Below are 14126 nucleotides of genomic sequence, written 5' to 3'. Positions count from 1 at the left end.
TTAGTGAAGTTCATCAATTTATTCCTTTTATTCATTAATATTAAAGATATTCATAAATTTCAAGTTCCACCTGGGCTACTCTCTCAGCTACTTCAATTTCTCTTGGATCACGTCCTTGGTAACTTCCAATTGAACGGTTACTAGCTTGTTTAAATTTTTTTCGCAATCTATTATTCATTTTACAACCCAGGAATTCTACCACAATTTCTCCGTATTTAAGCGGCTCATTAACAAAATCCTCATACTTTAGTAACAAAATTCGGTTACTAGCAATGATCTCCGGACGGGAAAAAAAATCATGACAACGGCTCACTATCTCTTTCCACATCCAGATTGCTCGTACATAGGGAGTGCAAGCAATAAATTCCTCTTCTCTTTCTTCCTCAACCCACCAAGGTACGTAACGATAATCATATTGACGACCCAAAGGCATTTCTGCTGTGCGTAAGTCTTGTAATTTTTCATCAGTCAGTACGTTGTAACTGCGGACAAGCGAGTTAGCACAATCCCGACCATCCCGGTAGATGTGAATGATTCGGCAATTGGGGAGAGCTTTATAGATAAATTCTGGAGAAAATCCCAAAAAAGGCTCTTTATAAACTATACGTTCTACCTTTCGCTTGCGCTGTATCGTTTGAATCAACTCGGTGATGCTGGCACTTCCTTTTAGCCATTTCTGCAAGGCTAGCCATTGACTGTTAGTCGCCTCATCTAAGTAGTTGAGCAATGAATGTTCAAATCCAAATGCCAAAGCTTTTTTCAGCGGTTCAGTCAAAGAAAAACTAACAATGTGAGGAATAGATACAGGTAAATGAGAGCCGGAAATACACTCAGAATTTGGCAAGCCTTTAAGTGCTTTCATCAGAAATGTAGTTCCCGAACGAGGGCAGCCCAATACTATGCCATATTCTACCTTCAATGGGCAATTTCCTTTCAGTTTTTTTGAATATTTCATATTCTTGTACAGTTTGAGATCCGAAACTTGTGTTTGACTACTTATTGTAATTACAACTTATGACAATTAGTTGTTACCAAAATAGACATTCGCAAGAAATAAATCGCTTCATTTAGAAGTTCTTTTATTTCAATTAAATTTAGTTTTTGGATGGCATTTAATCCTACTATAATAGTCCGAAAAAAGCTTCTAATAAAAAAGCGATAATTGAGGTGTGTTAGTTGTTCCGGGTGAATTGATAAGTAGAGCAGAACTGATTCTTGACGCTTTTTTAGCTGTTTCCATCCCCCTTTATATCGCCAAGGGTGACAGACAGCCGCTCTTTTAACAAAAATAAATTTTTGTTGACTCTTTGTGATTCTTAACTTCAAATCTACGTCCTCCATCGCCGCGTAGGGAAATCGATCATCGAAACCGCCTAAAAATTCAAATAACTGCCTGTGAATGGCAAAGTTGCAAGACCAAAGATACCCTCCTAATTCATTGATTGGTGCGGTTTCGCTAAAGCTACGTCTGGGACGATCCACGTATACTCGTCCTTCAAAAATTAAGCAAGCAGTCTCAGCGGCTACCGCCTCCCGATAAGCTTCTAGCCATTGGGGATCGGGCAAACAGTCATCATCTGTGAAAACTAGCCATTCTCCCTGAGCATACTTAGCCCCATTGTTTCGGTTACTTGCAGGTCCTAACCTTGATCCTGCCACCCATTTAGCCCAGGGATAGTATTCTAGTACTATTGTCTCGGCAGTCGCTTGGCAACCATCATCCGTGATAATTACTTCGTATTGATCGGCAGGTATAGTCTGCCTTCCAGGCGCTAGGCAGTCGAGGCACTTTACCAGTAGGTCATTGCGGTGATATGTTGGTATTACGACTGAAAAAAAGGGACTTGAGGGCATGGTAATAGGGAATTAGGGATTGATGAGTGCAAATACACACAAATGTAATAAATTATATATTAATTGTGAGAATTGGCTGATAATAAGTTATAATAAACTATAAGCCAAGTCTTATCAACTAAGTTTAAGTTTACTCTATGTAGTAAATGTATGTACAGTCATAAAACATATACGTTCAGGACAGAACAATGGCAGAAATAACAGGCTCAGGTACAATATTTGGTACCCCAGGAGACGACTTAATAGTTGCTGACTCCGGTGATTCTGATGATATACTAATTGCTCTAGCCGGAGCCGATACCATGATTGGGGGCGATGGTGATGACACTTACTTCGTCGATGATTTTGGTGATGTGATCACTGAAGAGTCTAATCAAGGTAATGATTTTGTTATTATAAGTGATTCAGATAAATTAGGTAATGGTTATACTCTGGGAGACAACCTGGAAAATGTAAGGGGCGGAAACAGAATCAATGCCCTAAGAGGCAATGCACTCGATAACAGGATCTTCGGTGGTCTAGTATACGCGGAAGGCGGTGCTGGCAATGATCAGATTCGTCCTGGGAGTAAGACTACGCTCGTGAATGGAGGCGAAGGCGATGACCTCTATATCGATCTCACCCCTACTAACACTGTATTTGATAGTGGTGGAATAGATACGGTTCGCATTGGAGGAGATGACTTTCTTGGTAGTAACACGACTAGCTATACTCTACCTAACTCGATCGAGAATCTGATTCTCTGGTACGACGCAAATGAGGGTATCGGCAACAATAAAAACAACGAAATTACGGCAAATGCTGGGATTGACAGTACCCTGCAAGGATTAGTCGGTGATGATATTCTCATTGGTAATACTGGTAACGACATCTTGATTGGAGGTAATAATAATGACCGTCTTGAAGGTGGGGACGGTGATGATCGTCTAGTTGGGGACAACGACACTGGTTTTGGCATTCAAGGCAATGATATTCTAAGTGGCGGTGCTGGTCAGGACACTTTAATCGGCGAGGGTGGCAATGATGCTCTAGATGGGGGTACTGAGAATGACAGCCTCAATGGTGGGAATGGCGATGATATTCTGCTTGGTGGAGAGGGCGATGATATTCTGGAGGGAGGAAGTGGAAATGACATGATTGAAGGTAATAATGGTCTGGATACTCTCATTGGCGGTAGTGGTAATGATAATCTGGCAGGGGGTGAGGGTGATGACGAACTTTTTGGCAGTTTTGGCGATGACATATTGGTCGGTGGTGACGGAAATGATACCTTAATCGGTTATGAAGAGGGTGCAAGAAAAACTGGTGATATTGATACTTTTACAGGAGGCACTGGAGAAGATTTATTCATCATCGGAGAAACTGGTTCTGGAGTATACTATTCAAGGGACGGTCAGGCAGACATAACAGATTTTGAAGCTGGTGTAGATCAGATTCAGCTCGCAGATCGAGGAGCAGGGTTGAATGACTATGATTTTATTAATGCGGGAGGAAATGTTATTAATATAGTTTTTAGTTTTAGACCATCGGACATAATCGCCTCGGTCGATATTGCCAGCGGAACTTTTAACCCTCTGGTAGATATAGTCTTCTAGAGATAGCCAGATGTAGAACTTGACTGGGTTGTGTATTATAGGACTTCAGAGACTAGGCCTTCTGTGCAAATGTTTTCCAGCAGTTCCGAAAACCGAGGGAGTCAGGGTATTATTTTTTCTGGTAAGTTATCTCTGCCAGCCTAGTCGAGTAGTTTTTCTCACAAAATAGAGCTGTATATATAGCACTTCTCAATGAATCACATCAAAAGCATTTAGCTTCTAACACCATTGTCTCAAACCGTATAGCTTCATCATTGAGATGAAACTCAATTCCTTGAAAAACCTCGTCATCACTTTCTCCAATTGGACAGCGAGTCACCTCAATAAAACCTAATTTCTCCATAGCGCATTGGAGGGTGGGTTGGTCGTAAATAAATTGATGTCCAAAGTTGTGAAACATATTGTTTACAACAAAGCACTCATTGTAAATTTCCATGTCTGGAAGCCAAGTATCAATCACTGATTTGATGTATCTTTTCTGATTTTCAGTTTTTTCTGCTCTGTATAGATTAGCTAGGATACTCAGGTCAGGCGTAGCAATCCGAATTTTGCCACCAGGTTTTAAGATTCGGTAACACTCGCGAAGCATAAACAAGCCATCCCGATAAGTTATATGCTCTATCATGTGTTCACTAAATATATAGTCAAAAGTTTCATCTTTAAAAGGAAATGGTTTGGTTGCATCAAGGAAAACGACCCCCGGCGCTTGAAAGGGATATAAATCAGTGTTTAACCAGCCAGCTAGAGGATGGGAACCCCCACCCAATTGCAGTTTTCGCACCTCAAAGCTATTAAGATATGACTTGATTTGTTGAGGACGAACAAATAACCATTTAGCCTTACGACTTGTTCGATAAAATCGATACAAAGGAATTAACCAATCAACAGATCTAAAAATTGAATTTAACATCCTATCGAATAAGATTACCTCTGTCAAAAATATTAGTTTGGGTAAACAACGGCTTTATGAATAAATTAGCGTCTTCAATGCACGCTTAAAGCGATGAGCAATCCCTTCTATATACCTATTCTTTTTATCATGTAATTGACTCCACTGCTTAACCTGTTCATCCCACTCAGTTTTTTCAGCTTGAGTAAGAAAATCATAGAAAATTTGATTGATAGGTCGAGGTACATCCATTCTAATCCCTGCCCAGTGAATTAAATAGGGTTTGCGTTGTAGTTCTATCCAGTAGTGAGCATATTCGCCGGGGTAGTCACCAGCCCAAGTTGATTCCATACACAAAGGAGGAAGAGTAAGATTTGTAACCTCAACTCCAGATTCAAATACTAGCAGGTTAAGTCCTGGTTGTTCATGAAATCGAAACTGAATGCACGTATCTATAAAATCTGGTTGCATTGCTACTGACTTCAGTTTCTCAATCTCAAAAAGAGGGAAATCACAGGCAAACTGCCCCGTATTAAAGACGCTTTTCTGCCAGGTAGTAGTCTTTTGCGACATTATGCGCTTTGATTGTTCGCTATAGGTGTGGCTTGAATTATGCCAGTGTCCGCATGAGGTAATAAAACCAAAATGAGGTTCCAATACTTTTTCAGGATTCCTCAAAAAGCATACATCTGCATCAACAAATTGGTAATTTCCGGTTGTCAGGCATTGATACTTTCGCATGACTGGCAAAGATTGCTGAACGTTCAGCCAATTGATAATTTCTGGAATTTCCCACCAGCTAGAGCCTTTAGGTAACTCAAAAAGATTGTCGTCATAGGGAATTACCCACAGCGGGAGTTGACAGCCCGTAGCGCGTAAGGATCGCTCCATTGCCGTAAATCGCAATCGCACTTCCTTATTTGCCATCGAGATAATCTTTTCAATCTTCATGTATCTTTTTTTTTGTGGTGGGGTGAACTTGTTAAAAACCATCTTTTTTTCAAGTAACTTCTAGCGATTACCAGTTACCATCTCTTTCGTAGCCAGTTTTAAGCAACAAATTTGGATAGTTTTCTTTAAAATAATGTTTATGTAAGTCGGTGAAATAGTTTGTCCAGTCGTTTGGTACTCCTTTTCGGTAATGATTTTTTATATCCTCTTGACCTCGTTGACGCCCTCCAGTCATATTTTCAAAGGAATATTTTTTAACTATCTGCTTAAGATATTGGGGCTTTATTTTGGCTAAGGGTATCTTTAACGGTCTCAGTAAGCGATAGGAATAAATAACTTTATTGTAATAATTTAACCAATTGAAGTTCCTTTTTGTTTTAGCTGATTTTTTATCTAAGACTTCAAAGAAAGAAAATATATTAATAAAGGTTTGCACAGGATCAATAATAAACTGCTCAAATTTTAATTCCAATATATGAGCATTAGAATATTGCCAATTTTGTAAAGCTTCTAGAGTACATCTAGTCACTCCAAATTCCATTTCTAACAATAAACCCTCTTCTTGGGAAACGGAATTAAGCTGTTGTCGATGTTCCTGTAACTCTTGCCAGTTAGTCGTTTCGTGAGAATAACGATGTGAAAAATAAGCCGAAACAATAATGTCGCGAGGGTCACGTATTAGATGAAATGCTCGGAAATTTTCCATGTTTTTTAGCTTGGCGTAGTCGGCTTGTCGTATGGACAAGCATTCAAACTGGCGACGTTTGACTAAAGGTGCTATTTCTGGATGTGGATAGGTAATACAACCATGTTTTTTTCCCAAAGAAATCATAGTTTCCTGGAAAATATTTTGTAGTGTAGTTGAAGCACATTTGTGATGCCCTAAATAAAGGAAAATCATGTTTGTACTCACTCCGTATAGAGTCATGTTGACTAGTTCCTTCAAGTTAATATTTTATAAAAAACTAATTGGCGCTTTTATAATATTGCCTATTTTTTTAAATTCTTATTTTAAAACTATTTTTGCAAAATGAACATTTTAAAAGTCATTATTTGTAAATCTTTCTATTTTATTATCAACACCGATGTACTCAGCAGGTTTCCATGATTCAATTAGTGGGCGAATACTACCATTGAAGTCGTATGAACCAACATCAATAATTCTTTTACCTCTTATTTCGGATTTATCTAAATTTTTATCTACAAATAAAATTGTACTAATTCCAGGCATAATTAATTTAGCTCATTGATATTTTTAAAATCTTATAACAACTATCTAATTTTACGATTCAATTTCCTCCCATAAAATCTTTACCTATACAACTATGAACATTCAAATCTAGTTCTATTAATCCTCGAAGACGATTAGGATATAGAAAAGAGTGTCCAAATTCCCCTTTATCTACAACAGTTAAAATTGATAAATCTAAAAAATTATTCATCAAACTTCCACAACTTAGGAAAAGCCCTATACTGTAATCACCTGCTACCAAAGGAATAGATTTTGTACTTACAAAGATTGTATAAGTTTTAGCACCGTCTAGTTTATGAGTAAGATCATTGGTTTTAAGATTAAGGAGAGCAACACGTATACCCGTTACGGAATGAATTAATAGTGCCGCTTCGTCAAGTTGAGTTGCTTTAGATGACCAAAACTCAAGGACAAATTCTACAGGCTCTCCACTCACAACAGGGTTGGGTGAAATTGCTAATCTCTGAAGTTCTAGATTCTCCCCAAGCTGAATTGGATTATTTGAAGTAATTTTACTCTGATCCTGAAAGGAATTGAGATACAGTTCAATTTGGTCTGATACAGCGCCTGTACCAAAAAGTTGACCCGACTTCAGATGCATAGCGCTTGTGCAGAAAGTTTCAATGGCATTCATATTATGACTCACGAACAGAATTGTCCGTCCTTCGTGCTGTGCTACATCTTCCATCTTGCCTAAACACTTTTTTTGAAACTGTGAATCTCCTACAGCTAGTACTTCATCGACAACTAGAATTTCTGGTTCTAAATGAGCTGCCACAGCAAACGCCAGCCGTACATACATACCCGAAGAATACCGCTTTACTGGTGTGTCTAAAAACTTTTCCACTTCTGCAAATGCCACAATCTCATCAAACTTCCGCTTAATCTCAACCTTGCTCATTCCCAGAATTGCACCGTTGAGAAAAATATTTTCCCTCCCTGTTAACTCAGGATGAAACCCTGTTCCTACTTCTAGCAAACTGGCAACCCGACCCTTAATCCTAATTCTACCCCTTGTTGGTTCAGTAATTCGGCTTAAAATCTTTAATAGCGTCGATTTACCTGCCCCATTGCGACCAATAATCCCAATCCTATCACCCTGCTTGACTTCAAACGAAACATCCTTGAGCGCCCAAAACTCTTCATAAGCTGGGTTAGCTAGCGATTTCCCCCAAGAACTCAGCAATCTTTGTCCAAGAGACTTAGCTCCATTGGCAATCGCCTCCCGTAACATTTTGTTACGCTTCTGCTGCTGATGACCAATGATATATTTCTTACCGAGATTCTCGACCTGAATCACCGTGTCAGACATTACCTATTACCTAGTTAGCTTATCCACTGAAAATACCTAGATTACATCCGCAAACGTCCGTTCTACCTTACGAAAATACCAAATGCCACTTGCCAATACTCCAAAAACCAATCCTAATGATAGAAGAAATCCTGGCAAATAAATTCTGGCGTCTCCACCTAAAATTGCCCAACGAAATCCATCGATTACCCCGACCATAGGGTTAAGTGAATAGACTAATCGCCACTCTTGAGGCACAATTGTGCTACTAAATCCCACGGGCGAAATATACAAACCAAACTGGACGATAAACGGTACTATATAGCGGAAATCCCGATACTTTACATTCAGTGCCGCTAGCCATAACCCTGCCCCCATTGATGCTGCAAACGCAATTATAATAAAAAATGGTAGTGTCAAGATTCGCCAACTGGGTAGGAAATCATACCACGCCATTAAGCCTAGCAAAATTATCCCTGATATCATAAAATCTACAAAGCTGACAATCACGGCACTGGCTGGCACAATCAAGCGGGGAAAGTAGACCTTGGCGATTAAATTGGCATTGCTAATCAAACTATTGCTGCACCCGGAAAGGGCATTGGAAAAGAACTGCCAAGGTAACATAGCCGCAAATACCAAAATCGGATAGGGAACGCCTTCAGAGGGTAATTTTGCTAGTTTACCAAAAACTATGGTAAATACCACCATTGTTAAAAAGGGTCGGATTAATGCCCAAGCTATGCCAATGATGGTTTGCTTGTATCGTACCAGTATATCTCGCCATGCCAGAAAGTAGAACAATTCCCGGTAACGCCACAAGTCTTTCCAATATTGTTGTTCGGTGCGACCAGCCTCAATTATCAGTTCTTGCGTCATTGGTCATTGGTCATTGGTCATTGGTCATTGGTCATTGGTCATTGGTCATTGGTCATTTGGTTGCTTTGCTTCAATCTTTTGATGCTAATGATATTTTGTACAAATGCCAATAACCTTAAAGTCCAATTGGAGTGGGCATTGACGGATTTGTATAAGCGCACCTTGATCATTGATGTCAACTTAAGTTGAGTCCAGGGCGACCCGAGCCAATTGAGTGGACACAGTTGTTGATTTGTGCAAGCGGGTCGCCCCTACAGGAGAATCAAGGGTGATAGCCTTCCTATTTTCGCCCATGCCCCGACAATCCCAGATTATACAGATCTCCTCAGTCCAGCTTCAACGCATTGACTGGCACCTCATCCCAGGAACTGACAGTTCTCAGACGCGCTACCCAACCTGCTGATTTTTGCTCCTCTGTCAAGTTCTGCTGGAACGATTCATGGCAGTCTTTGGCTTGAGCCTCGTCACAACAAGCGATACAGGAATAAATCAAACCTCCCGGATCGACCTGTTCATTCACCCAAATCATGATGTTCTCCTCATTCCCTGAAACAGTTAATCACAATCTTAAGTAAATCTACTTATTTTTGTAAAAGACTGGGATCACTGACGGCAAGAGGAAAAACACAGTTTTTGATATTTCATTAGCTTTGGCGACATAAGTTGTCAACGAGTTTAATGATTATATAAGGTTTGTGTCGCTAGTTGGGGAAGTGCATCACCTGTGACTCGGCAAATGCGCCAGTCGGGTAGCACTTTAGCACCGAGGCGCTGATAAAACGCGATCGCAGGTTCATTCCAGTCCAAGACTGACCACTCTAAGCGTCCACAATCCCGTTCTACCGCTAGTTGGGCAACATAGGTTAGTAACGCCTTCCCGATACCCTGACGCCGAAACTCCGGGCGCACGAATAAATCTTCGATGTAAATGCCCGGTTTGGTTAAAAAGGTGGAATAGTTAGAGAAAAACAGGGCAAAGCCTACCGTCTGCCCCTCATACTCTGCCAGAATTGCCTCAACATAAGGATTAGCCCCAAACAGGTGGTCGTGGAGAGCGTCCATCGTCCCTGTGACTAGGTGAGACAGCTTCTCATACTCAGCCAGTGCTTGAATGAGTTCAAACAGCACTGGCACATCTGTTGGGGTAGCGGGTCGTATCTTTAGCTTGCTCATTGTTCGTTCGTAGTTGGCACGAAGCGTGCCATCAGCGCTGAAGCGCTTACTACAAAACCAATCCTAACTTAACCACCCTTGTAAGCGGCGAGCAACTTGAGGACGGCGCAGCTTCCGCATGGCTTTACTCTGAATCTGACGGACTCGTTCGCGGGAAAGGTTGAACATGCTGCCCACTTCCTCTAAGGTGTAGGATTCAGGCGTCGCTAATCCATAGCGTAGAGAAATGACATCCTTTTCCCGTTCGGTGAGAACATCACTCAAGACATCGGAAATCTCTTGACGCATCATCGATTCGCTCATCTGCTGTTCGGGCAAGTGCAGATCGTTGTCTTCCAGCAAATCCACGAGTTCTGTATCTTCGCCTTTACCCACGCGATGGTTGAGAGAGAGCGATCGCCGACGTAATTGTAACAACTGACGCAAGCTAGTGCGGCTAATGTCTAAGGCTTCTGCGAGTTCGGTTTCGTTGGGAGTCCGTTGCAGTTTCTGCTTGAGTTCCCGCTGCACTTTTTTCAGCTTATTCAGCTTTTCGACAATGTGAATCGGTAAGCGAATCGTGCGGGCGTCATTGGCAATGGTACGGGTAATCGCCTGACGAATCCACCAATAGGCATAGGTGGAGAATTTGTAACCTTTGGCGGGATCGAACTTCTCCGCCGCCCGATTGAGTCCTAATGCGCCTTCTTGAATCAAATCCAGGAAAGGAACTCCCCGGTTAAGATAACGTTTGGCGATGGAAACGACTAAGCGTAAGTTGGAACGAATCATTTTACGCTTCGATATCTGTCCTCGGTAGAGACGATTTTCAAATTGACGTTCGGTCAGATCTAAAGCTTGAGCCAGTTCAGCGTTCGTTGGTTTGCGTCCCAACTCTTGGTGCAAGCGTTCAGTCATTTCGTCCATTTCTACCAGGAATTGAACCTGAGTGGCTAACTCAATCTCTTCTTCTGGCTTCAGCAAGGGGTAACGCGCCATCTCCTTGAAGAATGCTCCTACTGTATCATCAGAGCTAGTTTTATGGTAGCCAGATTGTCGGCTTTTTCCGGCACGAGTCTCTGTTTCGGAAAATTCGACTTCGACCTGATTTTGGTCATTATCTGAGATTTGCTCACTCTGAGGGTGAGAAAAATCCGTATCTTCTGTAAACTGACGAGTAGCAGTTGGGTTCAATTGTGCGATAGTCATAGTTAGGTTTGAAGTAGGAGTGTTATGAAAGCTTGTGATTGGGTTTTTAGGCAATCGGTCAGTTAGATAGATTGAACTAGACAGATTGGGCAGATGGACTGAATATAAATGGGTACTGTCAATGAAAATTTTTCAACACTGGCTGTAGCTACGGGCTGTACAGCTCAACACAACATAAGAGATGATTTGAGTGAGAGTCGCTATTCAAGGCGCACCCCCATCTCGATACCTTCTCTATGTTTAGGATTAGAAAATACTGATTCTAAGGCTACCAGAAGCAATTTGGCTAGTTGTTGCCCTGATTACAAAATATTGAACAGCATAGATGTATGGATTATAGCGGCAAACTCAATGGGCTATATACAGAATCTCATACAGGTGGCTGTTTTACTCTCTACCGATCGGGTGAAAATAAGCAGAGGGAGCTGGGGAAGCAGAGGGAGCTGGGGGAGATGTAGAGACGTGCCATGGCGCGTCTGGGAGCTGGGGGAGATTGAATTGATCATATTGTTGTTATATTTTGATACTTTGCCCTAATGTCACTAACCCGCCCGATCCAACATTATGTATTCCCTGTTCCCTGTTTCCTGAAAAATGATCAATCAAATTAGGAGATAATATTCGTGACCAAACCAACTCTCGTCGAGAATCCCGGAATTCCTGCTGAATCAGCAGAGGGTGTATCGACTGCATACAATCCCAGCAACTTCGATACTAACGTGATGGGAACATATAATCGCTTCCCCATCGCCCTAGAACGGGGTACGGGTTGTCGAGTTTGGGATACAGCCGGACGTGATTATCTCGATTTTGTCGCTGGGATCGCTACCTGTACCTTGGGTCACGCTCATCCGGCTCTGATCGAAACGGTGACGCAGCAAATCAAAACCCTGCACCATGTTTCTAATCTTTACTATATTCCCCCTCAAGGAGAATTAGCTCAGTGGATGATTGAGCATTCCTGTGCCGATCGCGTCTTTTTCTGTAACTCTGGAGCGGAGGCGAATGAAGGGGCGATTAAATTGGCTCGGAAATACGCCCACACGGTTCTAGAGATTGAGAAACCTGTAATTTTGACTGCGAATGCCAGTTTCCATGGACGCACGTTAGCGACGATTACAGCTACGGGTCAGCCCAAGTATCAGAAAAATTTTGACCCCTTGGTGCCGGGATTCTATTATGTGCCGTATAACGATATCGGTGCTTTGGAAGATGCGATCGGAGAATTGGATGAAGGGGATCAACGAGTAGCCGCAGTGATGCTTGAACCCCTGCAAGGAGAAGGGGGTGTGCGTCCCGGCGAGTTGGAGTACTTCCTGCGCTTACGGAAAATTTGTGACGAAACGGGTATCTTGCTGATTTTAGATGAAGTACAAGTCGGTATGGGTCGCACGGGTAAGTATTGGGGATATGAGAATCTAGGGATTGAACCCGATATTTTTACTAGCGCGAAGGGATTAGCGGGTGGTGTTCCGATTGGGGCGATGTTGTGTAAGCAATTCTGTAATGTGTTTCAACCTGGGGATCACGCGAGTACCTTTGGCGGGAATCCTTTGGCTTGTGCGACGGCTTTAACCGTGGCTCAAACGTTGGAACGGGACGATATTCTGCACAATGTTCAGCAACGGGGTGAACAGTTACGGACTCGTTTAAGAGCGATCGCGATGAACTATCCCCAGCTCATTAATGAGGTGCGCGGTTGGGGACTGATTAATGGAATGGAGTTGAATGCGGATGTAGAATTTACAGCAGTGGATGTGGCGAAAGCGGCGATGGAGCAAGGATTGTTGCTAGTACCCGCAGGTCCGAAGGTGGTGCGCTTTGTCCCGCCTTTGATTGTCTCGGCGGAAGAAGTGGATGCAGCCGCTACAATCGTTGAAGAATCCATAGCCAAGCTAGCTGATTCCAGCAGTAAATAGGGGTTTGTCATTCGTCCTTTGTCATTTGTCATTTGTCTGTCATTTGTCATTTGTCCTTCGTTAAGTAGGGGCGGGTTTAGTTGCATCTGGGTGTAACCGAAAAGATAGTAGTCAAACCCGCCCCTACAACATTTCCCCTAGCTTCCCTCATCTCCCCCATCTCCCTCTGCTTCCCCTGCTTCTCCCCTAGCCCATGAAAAAAGTCTGGTCATCGATAAAACCCTACATTCGCTGGGTCATTCTGGGCGGGACGCTATTTTTTATCGCCAAAGCTTTTAAAGATCATTGGCGAGACATTACTGGAATTCGCATTGATCCCCAGGGTTGGACAATGCTAGCGATCGCAGTCTTGGTCACGCTTCTGGCACATATTTGGTCGGGTTGGGTTTGGACGTGGATTCTCAAGGCATTTAAACAACCTATTGGACAGCGTCAGGCGCTGCAAGTTTATCTGAAAACAAATGTTGCTAAATATTTACCCGGCAATGTATGGCATTTCTACGGTCGAATTTCCGCTGTCATGGGCGCAGGAGGTTCCGTGGGGGCTGCTAGTATCAGCGTGTTGCTCGAACCCCTGTTAATGGCAGCTTCTGCGTTAGCGATTGCCTTAATTAGTGGTGGATTGGGTTGGGTGAATATGGCGTCTGATAGCCGAATATGGGGTTTAAAATTTGTGGGTTTAGCCGTGGTGTTGCTGGGAGTTCATCCGCGAGTTCTTAATCCTATTGTTCAACGCTTAAGCCGATTTAAGAAAATTCAAGATACGCAAGAGTTTCCGATTAAACACTATCCCTTATTGCCGTTGTTGGGTGAAATCGGCTTTTTGGGATTTCGGGGAACCGGATTTTTATTTACCTTACTGGCGGTAGGCTCAATTACTCCCAATCAGATTCTGCCATTACTGAGTGCGTTTAGTTTTGCCTGGTTAACGGGATTAGTCGTACCTGGGGCACCTGGCGGTTTAGGGGTATTTGAAGCCACCGCGATCGCACTTTTGGATCAGCAGTTGCCTAAAGGTCTCATCCTTACGGGTATTGCCCTATTTCGCTTGGTCAGTATTCTGGCAGAAATGAGCGCTGCTGGACTGGCAACTTTAAGTGAACGTATGCAAGGGATTTCGGGAAAATAAATCAAT

At 42.4% G+C, this 14126-nt stretch carries 15 protein-coding genes; 4 read left to right on the top strand and 11 right to left on the bottom strand.

What is annotated here, in order from left to right:
* Positions 1 to 40: 40 nt before the first annotated feature.
* Both RID53_RS00370 and RID53_RS00365 read right to left on the bottom strand, forming a co-directional pair.
* On the bottom strand, positions 41 to 955 hold the full coding sequence (locus RID53_RS00370) for a sulfotransferase family protein (protein WP_446386233.1): 915 nt from the start codon (positions 953 to 955) through the stop codon (positions 41 to 43).
* 50 nt (positions 956 to 1005) lie between these two features.
* The gene (locus RID53_RS00365; RefSeq protein WP_446386232.1) at positions 1006 to 1854 is read right to left on the bottom strand and encodes a glycosyltransferase family 2 protein; all 849 of its coding nucleotides are present in this window, start codon (positions 1852 to 1854) and stop codon (positions 1006 to 1008) included.
* Between the two features lie 188 nt (positions 1855 to 2042).
* Between RID53_RS00365 and RID53_RS00360 the strand changes: the two genes are divergently transcribed.
* Positions 2043 to 3449, top strand: a complete 1407-nt coding sequence (locus RID53_RS00360) for a calcium-binding protein (RefSeq protein ID WP_446386231.1) — start codon at positions 2043 to 2045, stop codon at positions 3447 to 3449.
* 202 nt (positions 3450 to 3651) lie between these two features.
* On the opposite strand, the gene RID53_RS00355 is transcribed toward RID53_RS00360, so the two are convergent.
* The 6 genes from RID53_RS00355 to RID53_RS00330 form a co-directional block, all read right to left on the bottom strand.
* Complete coding sequence (locus RID53_RS00355) at positions 3652 to 4359, bottom strand: class I SAM-dependent methyltransferase (RefSeq protein ID WP_446386230.1); 708 nt, start codon at positions 4357 to 4359, stop codon at positions 3652 to 3654.
* Between the two features lie 54 nt (positions 4360 to 4413).
* Positions 4414 to 5331: a hypothetical protein gene (locus tag RID53_RS00350; RefSeq protein ID WP_446386229.1), complete on the bottom strand. Its 918-nt coding sequence runs from the start codon at positions 5329 to 5331 to the stop codon at positions 4414 to 4416.
* A gap of 25 nt (positions 5332 to 5356) precedes the next feature.
* A complete protein-coding gene (locus RID53_RS00345; RefSeq protein ID WP_446386228.1) occupies positions 5357 to 6121 on the bottom strand; it encodes a sulfotransferase in 765 nt (254 codons plus the stop codon).
* A 207-nt stretch (positions 6122 to 6328) separates the two neighbouring features.
* Positions 6329 to 6520, bottom strand: coding sequence for a hypothetical protein (locus tag RID53_RS00340; RefSeq protein ID WP_446386227.1), 192 nt, complete (start codon positions 6518 to 6520; stop codon positions 6329 to 6331).
* A gap of 58 nt (positions 6521 to 6578) precedes the next feature.
* Positions 6579 to 7853, bottom strand: coding sequence for an ABC transporter ATP-binding protein (locus tag RID53_RS00335; protein ID WP_446386226.1), 1275 nt, complete (start codon positions 7851 to 7853; stop codon positions 6579 to 6581).
* A gap of 36 nt (positions 7854 to 7889) precedes the next feature.
* The gene (locus tag RID53_RS00330) at positions 7890 to 8711 is read right to left on the bottom strand and encodes an ABC transporter permease (RefSeq protein ID WP_446386225.1); all 822 of its coding nucleotides are present in this window, start codon (positions 8709 to 8711) and stop codon (positions 7890 to 7892) included.
* Here RID53_RS00330 and RID53_RS00325 point away from each other — a divergent pair.
* Positions 8703 to 8900 (top strand): hypothetical protein, encoded by a 198-nt coding sequence (locus tag RID53_RS00325; protein ID WP_446386224.1) that lies wholly within the window; start codon positions 8703 to 8705, stop codon positions 8898 to 8900. The genes RID53_RS00330 and RID53_RS00325 overlap by 9 nt on opposite strands.
* Before the next feature lie 136 nt (positions 8901 to 9036).
* Here the strand turns inward: RID53_RS00325 and RID53_RS00320 are convergent, their stop codons facing one another.
* The 3 genes from RID53_RS00320 to RID53_RS00310 all read right to left on the bottom strand — a co-directional run bounded on the left by RID53_RS00320 (position 9037) and on the right by RID53_RS00310 (position 11072).
* The gene (locus tag RID53_RS00320) at positions 9037 to 9243 is read right to left on the bottom strand and encodes a glycogen debranching protein (RefSeq protein WP_446386311.1); all 207 of its coding nucleotides are present in this window, start codon (positions 9241 to 9243) and stop codon (positions 9037 to 9039) included.
* A gap of 143 nt (positions 9244 to 9386) precedes the next feature.
* Positions 9387 to 9884 (bottom strand): N-acetyltransferase family protein, encoded by a 498-nt coding sequence (locus RID53_RS00315; RefSeq protein ID WP_446386223.1) that lies wholly within the window; start codon positions 9882 to 9884, stop codon positions 9387 to 9389.
* A gap of 63 nt (positions 9885 to 9947) precedes the next feature.
* Positions 9948 to 11072 (bottom strand): RNA polymerase sigma factor, RpoD/SigA family, encoded by a 1125-nt coding sequence (locus RID53_RS00310; protein WP_446386222.1) that lies wholly within the window; start codon positions 11070 to 11072, stop codon positions 9948 to 9950.
* 623 nt (positions 11073 to 11695) lie between these two features.
* On the opposite strand from RID53_RS00310, the gene RID53_RS00305 reads away from it, so the two are divergent.
* On the top strand, positions 11696 to 12991 hold the full coding sequence (locus RID53_RS00305; protein ID WP_446386221.1) for an acetylornithine/succinylornithine family transaminase: 1296 nt from the start codon (positions 11696 to 11698) through the stop codon (positions 12989 to 12991).
* Positions 12992 to 13184: 193 nt separating this feature from the next.
* Complete coding sequence (locus tag RID53_RS00300) at positions 13185 to 14120, top strand: lysylphosphatidylglycerol synthase transmembrane domain-containing protein (RefSeq protein WP_446386220.1); 936 nt, start codon at positions 13185 to 13187, stop codon at positions 14118 to 14120.
* Positions 14121 to 14126 lie beyond the last annotated feature (6 nt).

Origin of the sequence: Coleofasciculus sp. B1-GNL1-01 (assembly GCF_040220235.1) — a bacterium.
Taxonomy (GTDB): domain Bacteria; phylum Cyanobacteriota; class Cyanobacteriia; order Cyanobacteriales; family Coleofasciculaceae; genus Coleofasciculus.
This window is presented reverse-complemented; position numbering and strand designations above follow the sequence as displayed.

Bases quoted from the DNA above. Each gene is read 5' to 3' on its own strand.
- RID53_RS00315 (WP_446386223.1), bottom strand. From the start codon at position 9,884: ATGAGCAAGCTAAAGATACGACCCGCTACCCCAACAGATGTGCCAGTG.
- RID53_RS00310 (WP_446386222.1), bottom strand. From the start codon at position 11,072: ATGACTATCGCACAATTGAACCCAACTGCTACTCGTCAGTTTACAGAA.
- RID53_RS00355 (WP_446386230.1), bottom strand. From the start codon at position 4,359: ATGTTAAATTCAATTTTTAGATCTGTTGATTGGTTAATTCCTTTGTAT.
- RID53_RS00300 (WP_446386220.1), top strand. From the start codon at position 13,185: ATGAAAAAAGTCTGGTCATCGATAAAACCCTACATTCGCTGGGTCATT.
- RID53_RS00350 (WP_446386229.1), bottom strand. From the start codon at position 5,331: ATGGTTTTTAACAAGTTCACCCCACCACAAAAAAAAAGATACATGAAG.
- RID53_RS00345 (WP_446386228.1), bottom strand. From the start codon at position 6,121: ATGATTTCTTTGGGAAAAAAACATGGTTGTATTACCTATCCACATCCA.
- RID53_RS00370 (WP_446386233.1), bottom strand. From the start codon at position 955: ATGAAATATTCAAAAAAACTGAAAGGAAATTGCCCATTGAAGGTAGAA.
- RID53_RS00360 (WP_446386231.1), top strand. From the start codon at position 2,043: ATGGCAGAAATAACAGGCTCAGGTACAATATTTGGTACCCCAGGAGAC.
- RID53_RS00340 (WP_446386227.1), bottom strand. From the start codon at position 6,520: ATGCCTGGAATTAGTACAATTTTATTTGTAGATAAAAATTTAGATAAA.
- RID53_RS00335 (WP_446386226.1), bottom strand. From the start codon at position 7,853: ATGTCTGACACGGTGATTCAGGTCGAGAATCTCGGTAAGAAATATATC.
- RID53_RS00330 (WP_446386225.1), bottom strand. From the start codon at position 8,711: ATGACGCAAGAACTGATAATTGAGGCTGGTCGCACCGAACAACAATAT.
- RID53_RS00365 (WP_446386232.1), bottom strand. From the start codon at position 1,854: ATGCCCTCAAGTCCCTTTTTTTCAGTCGTAATACCAACATATCACCGC.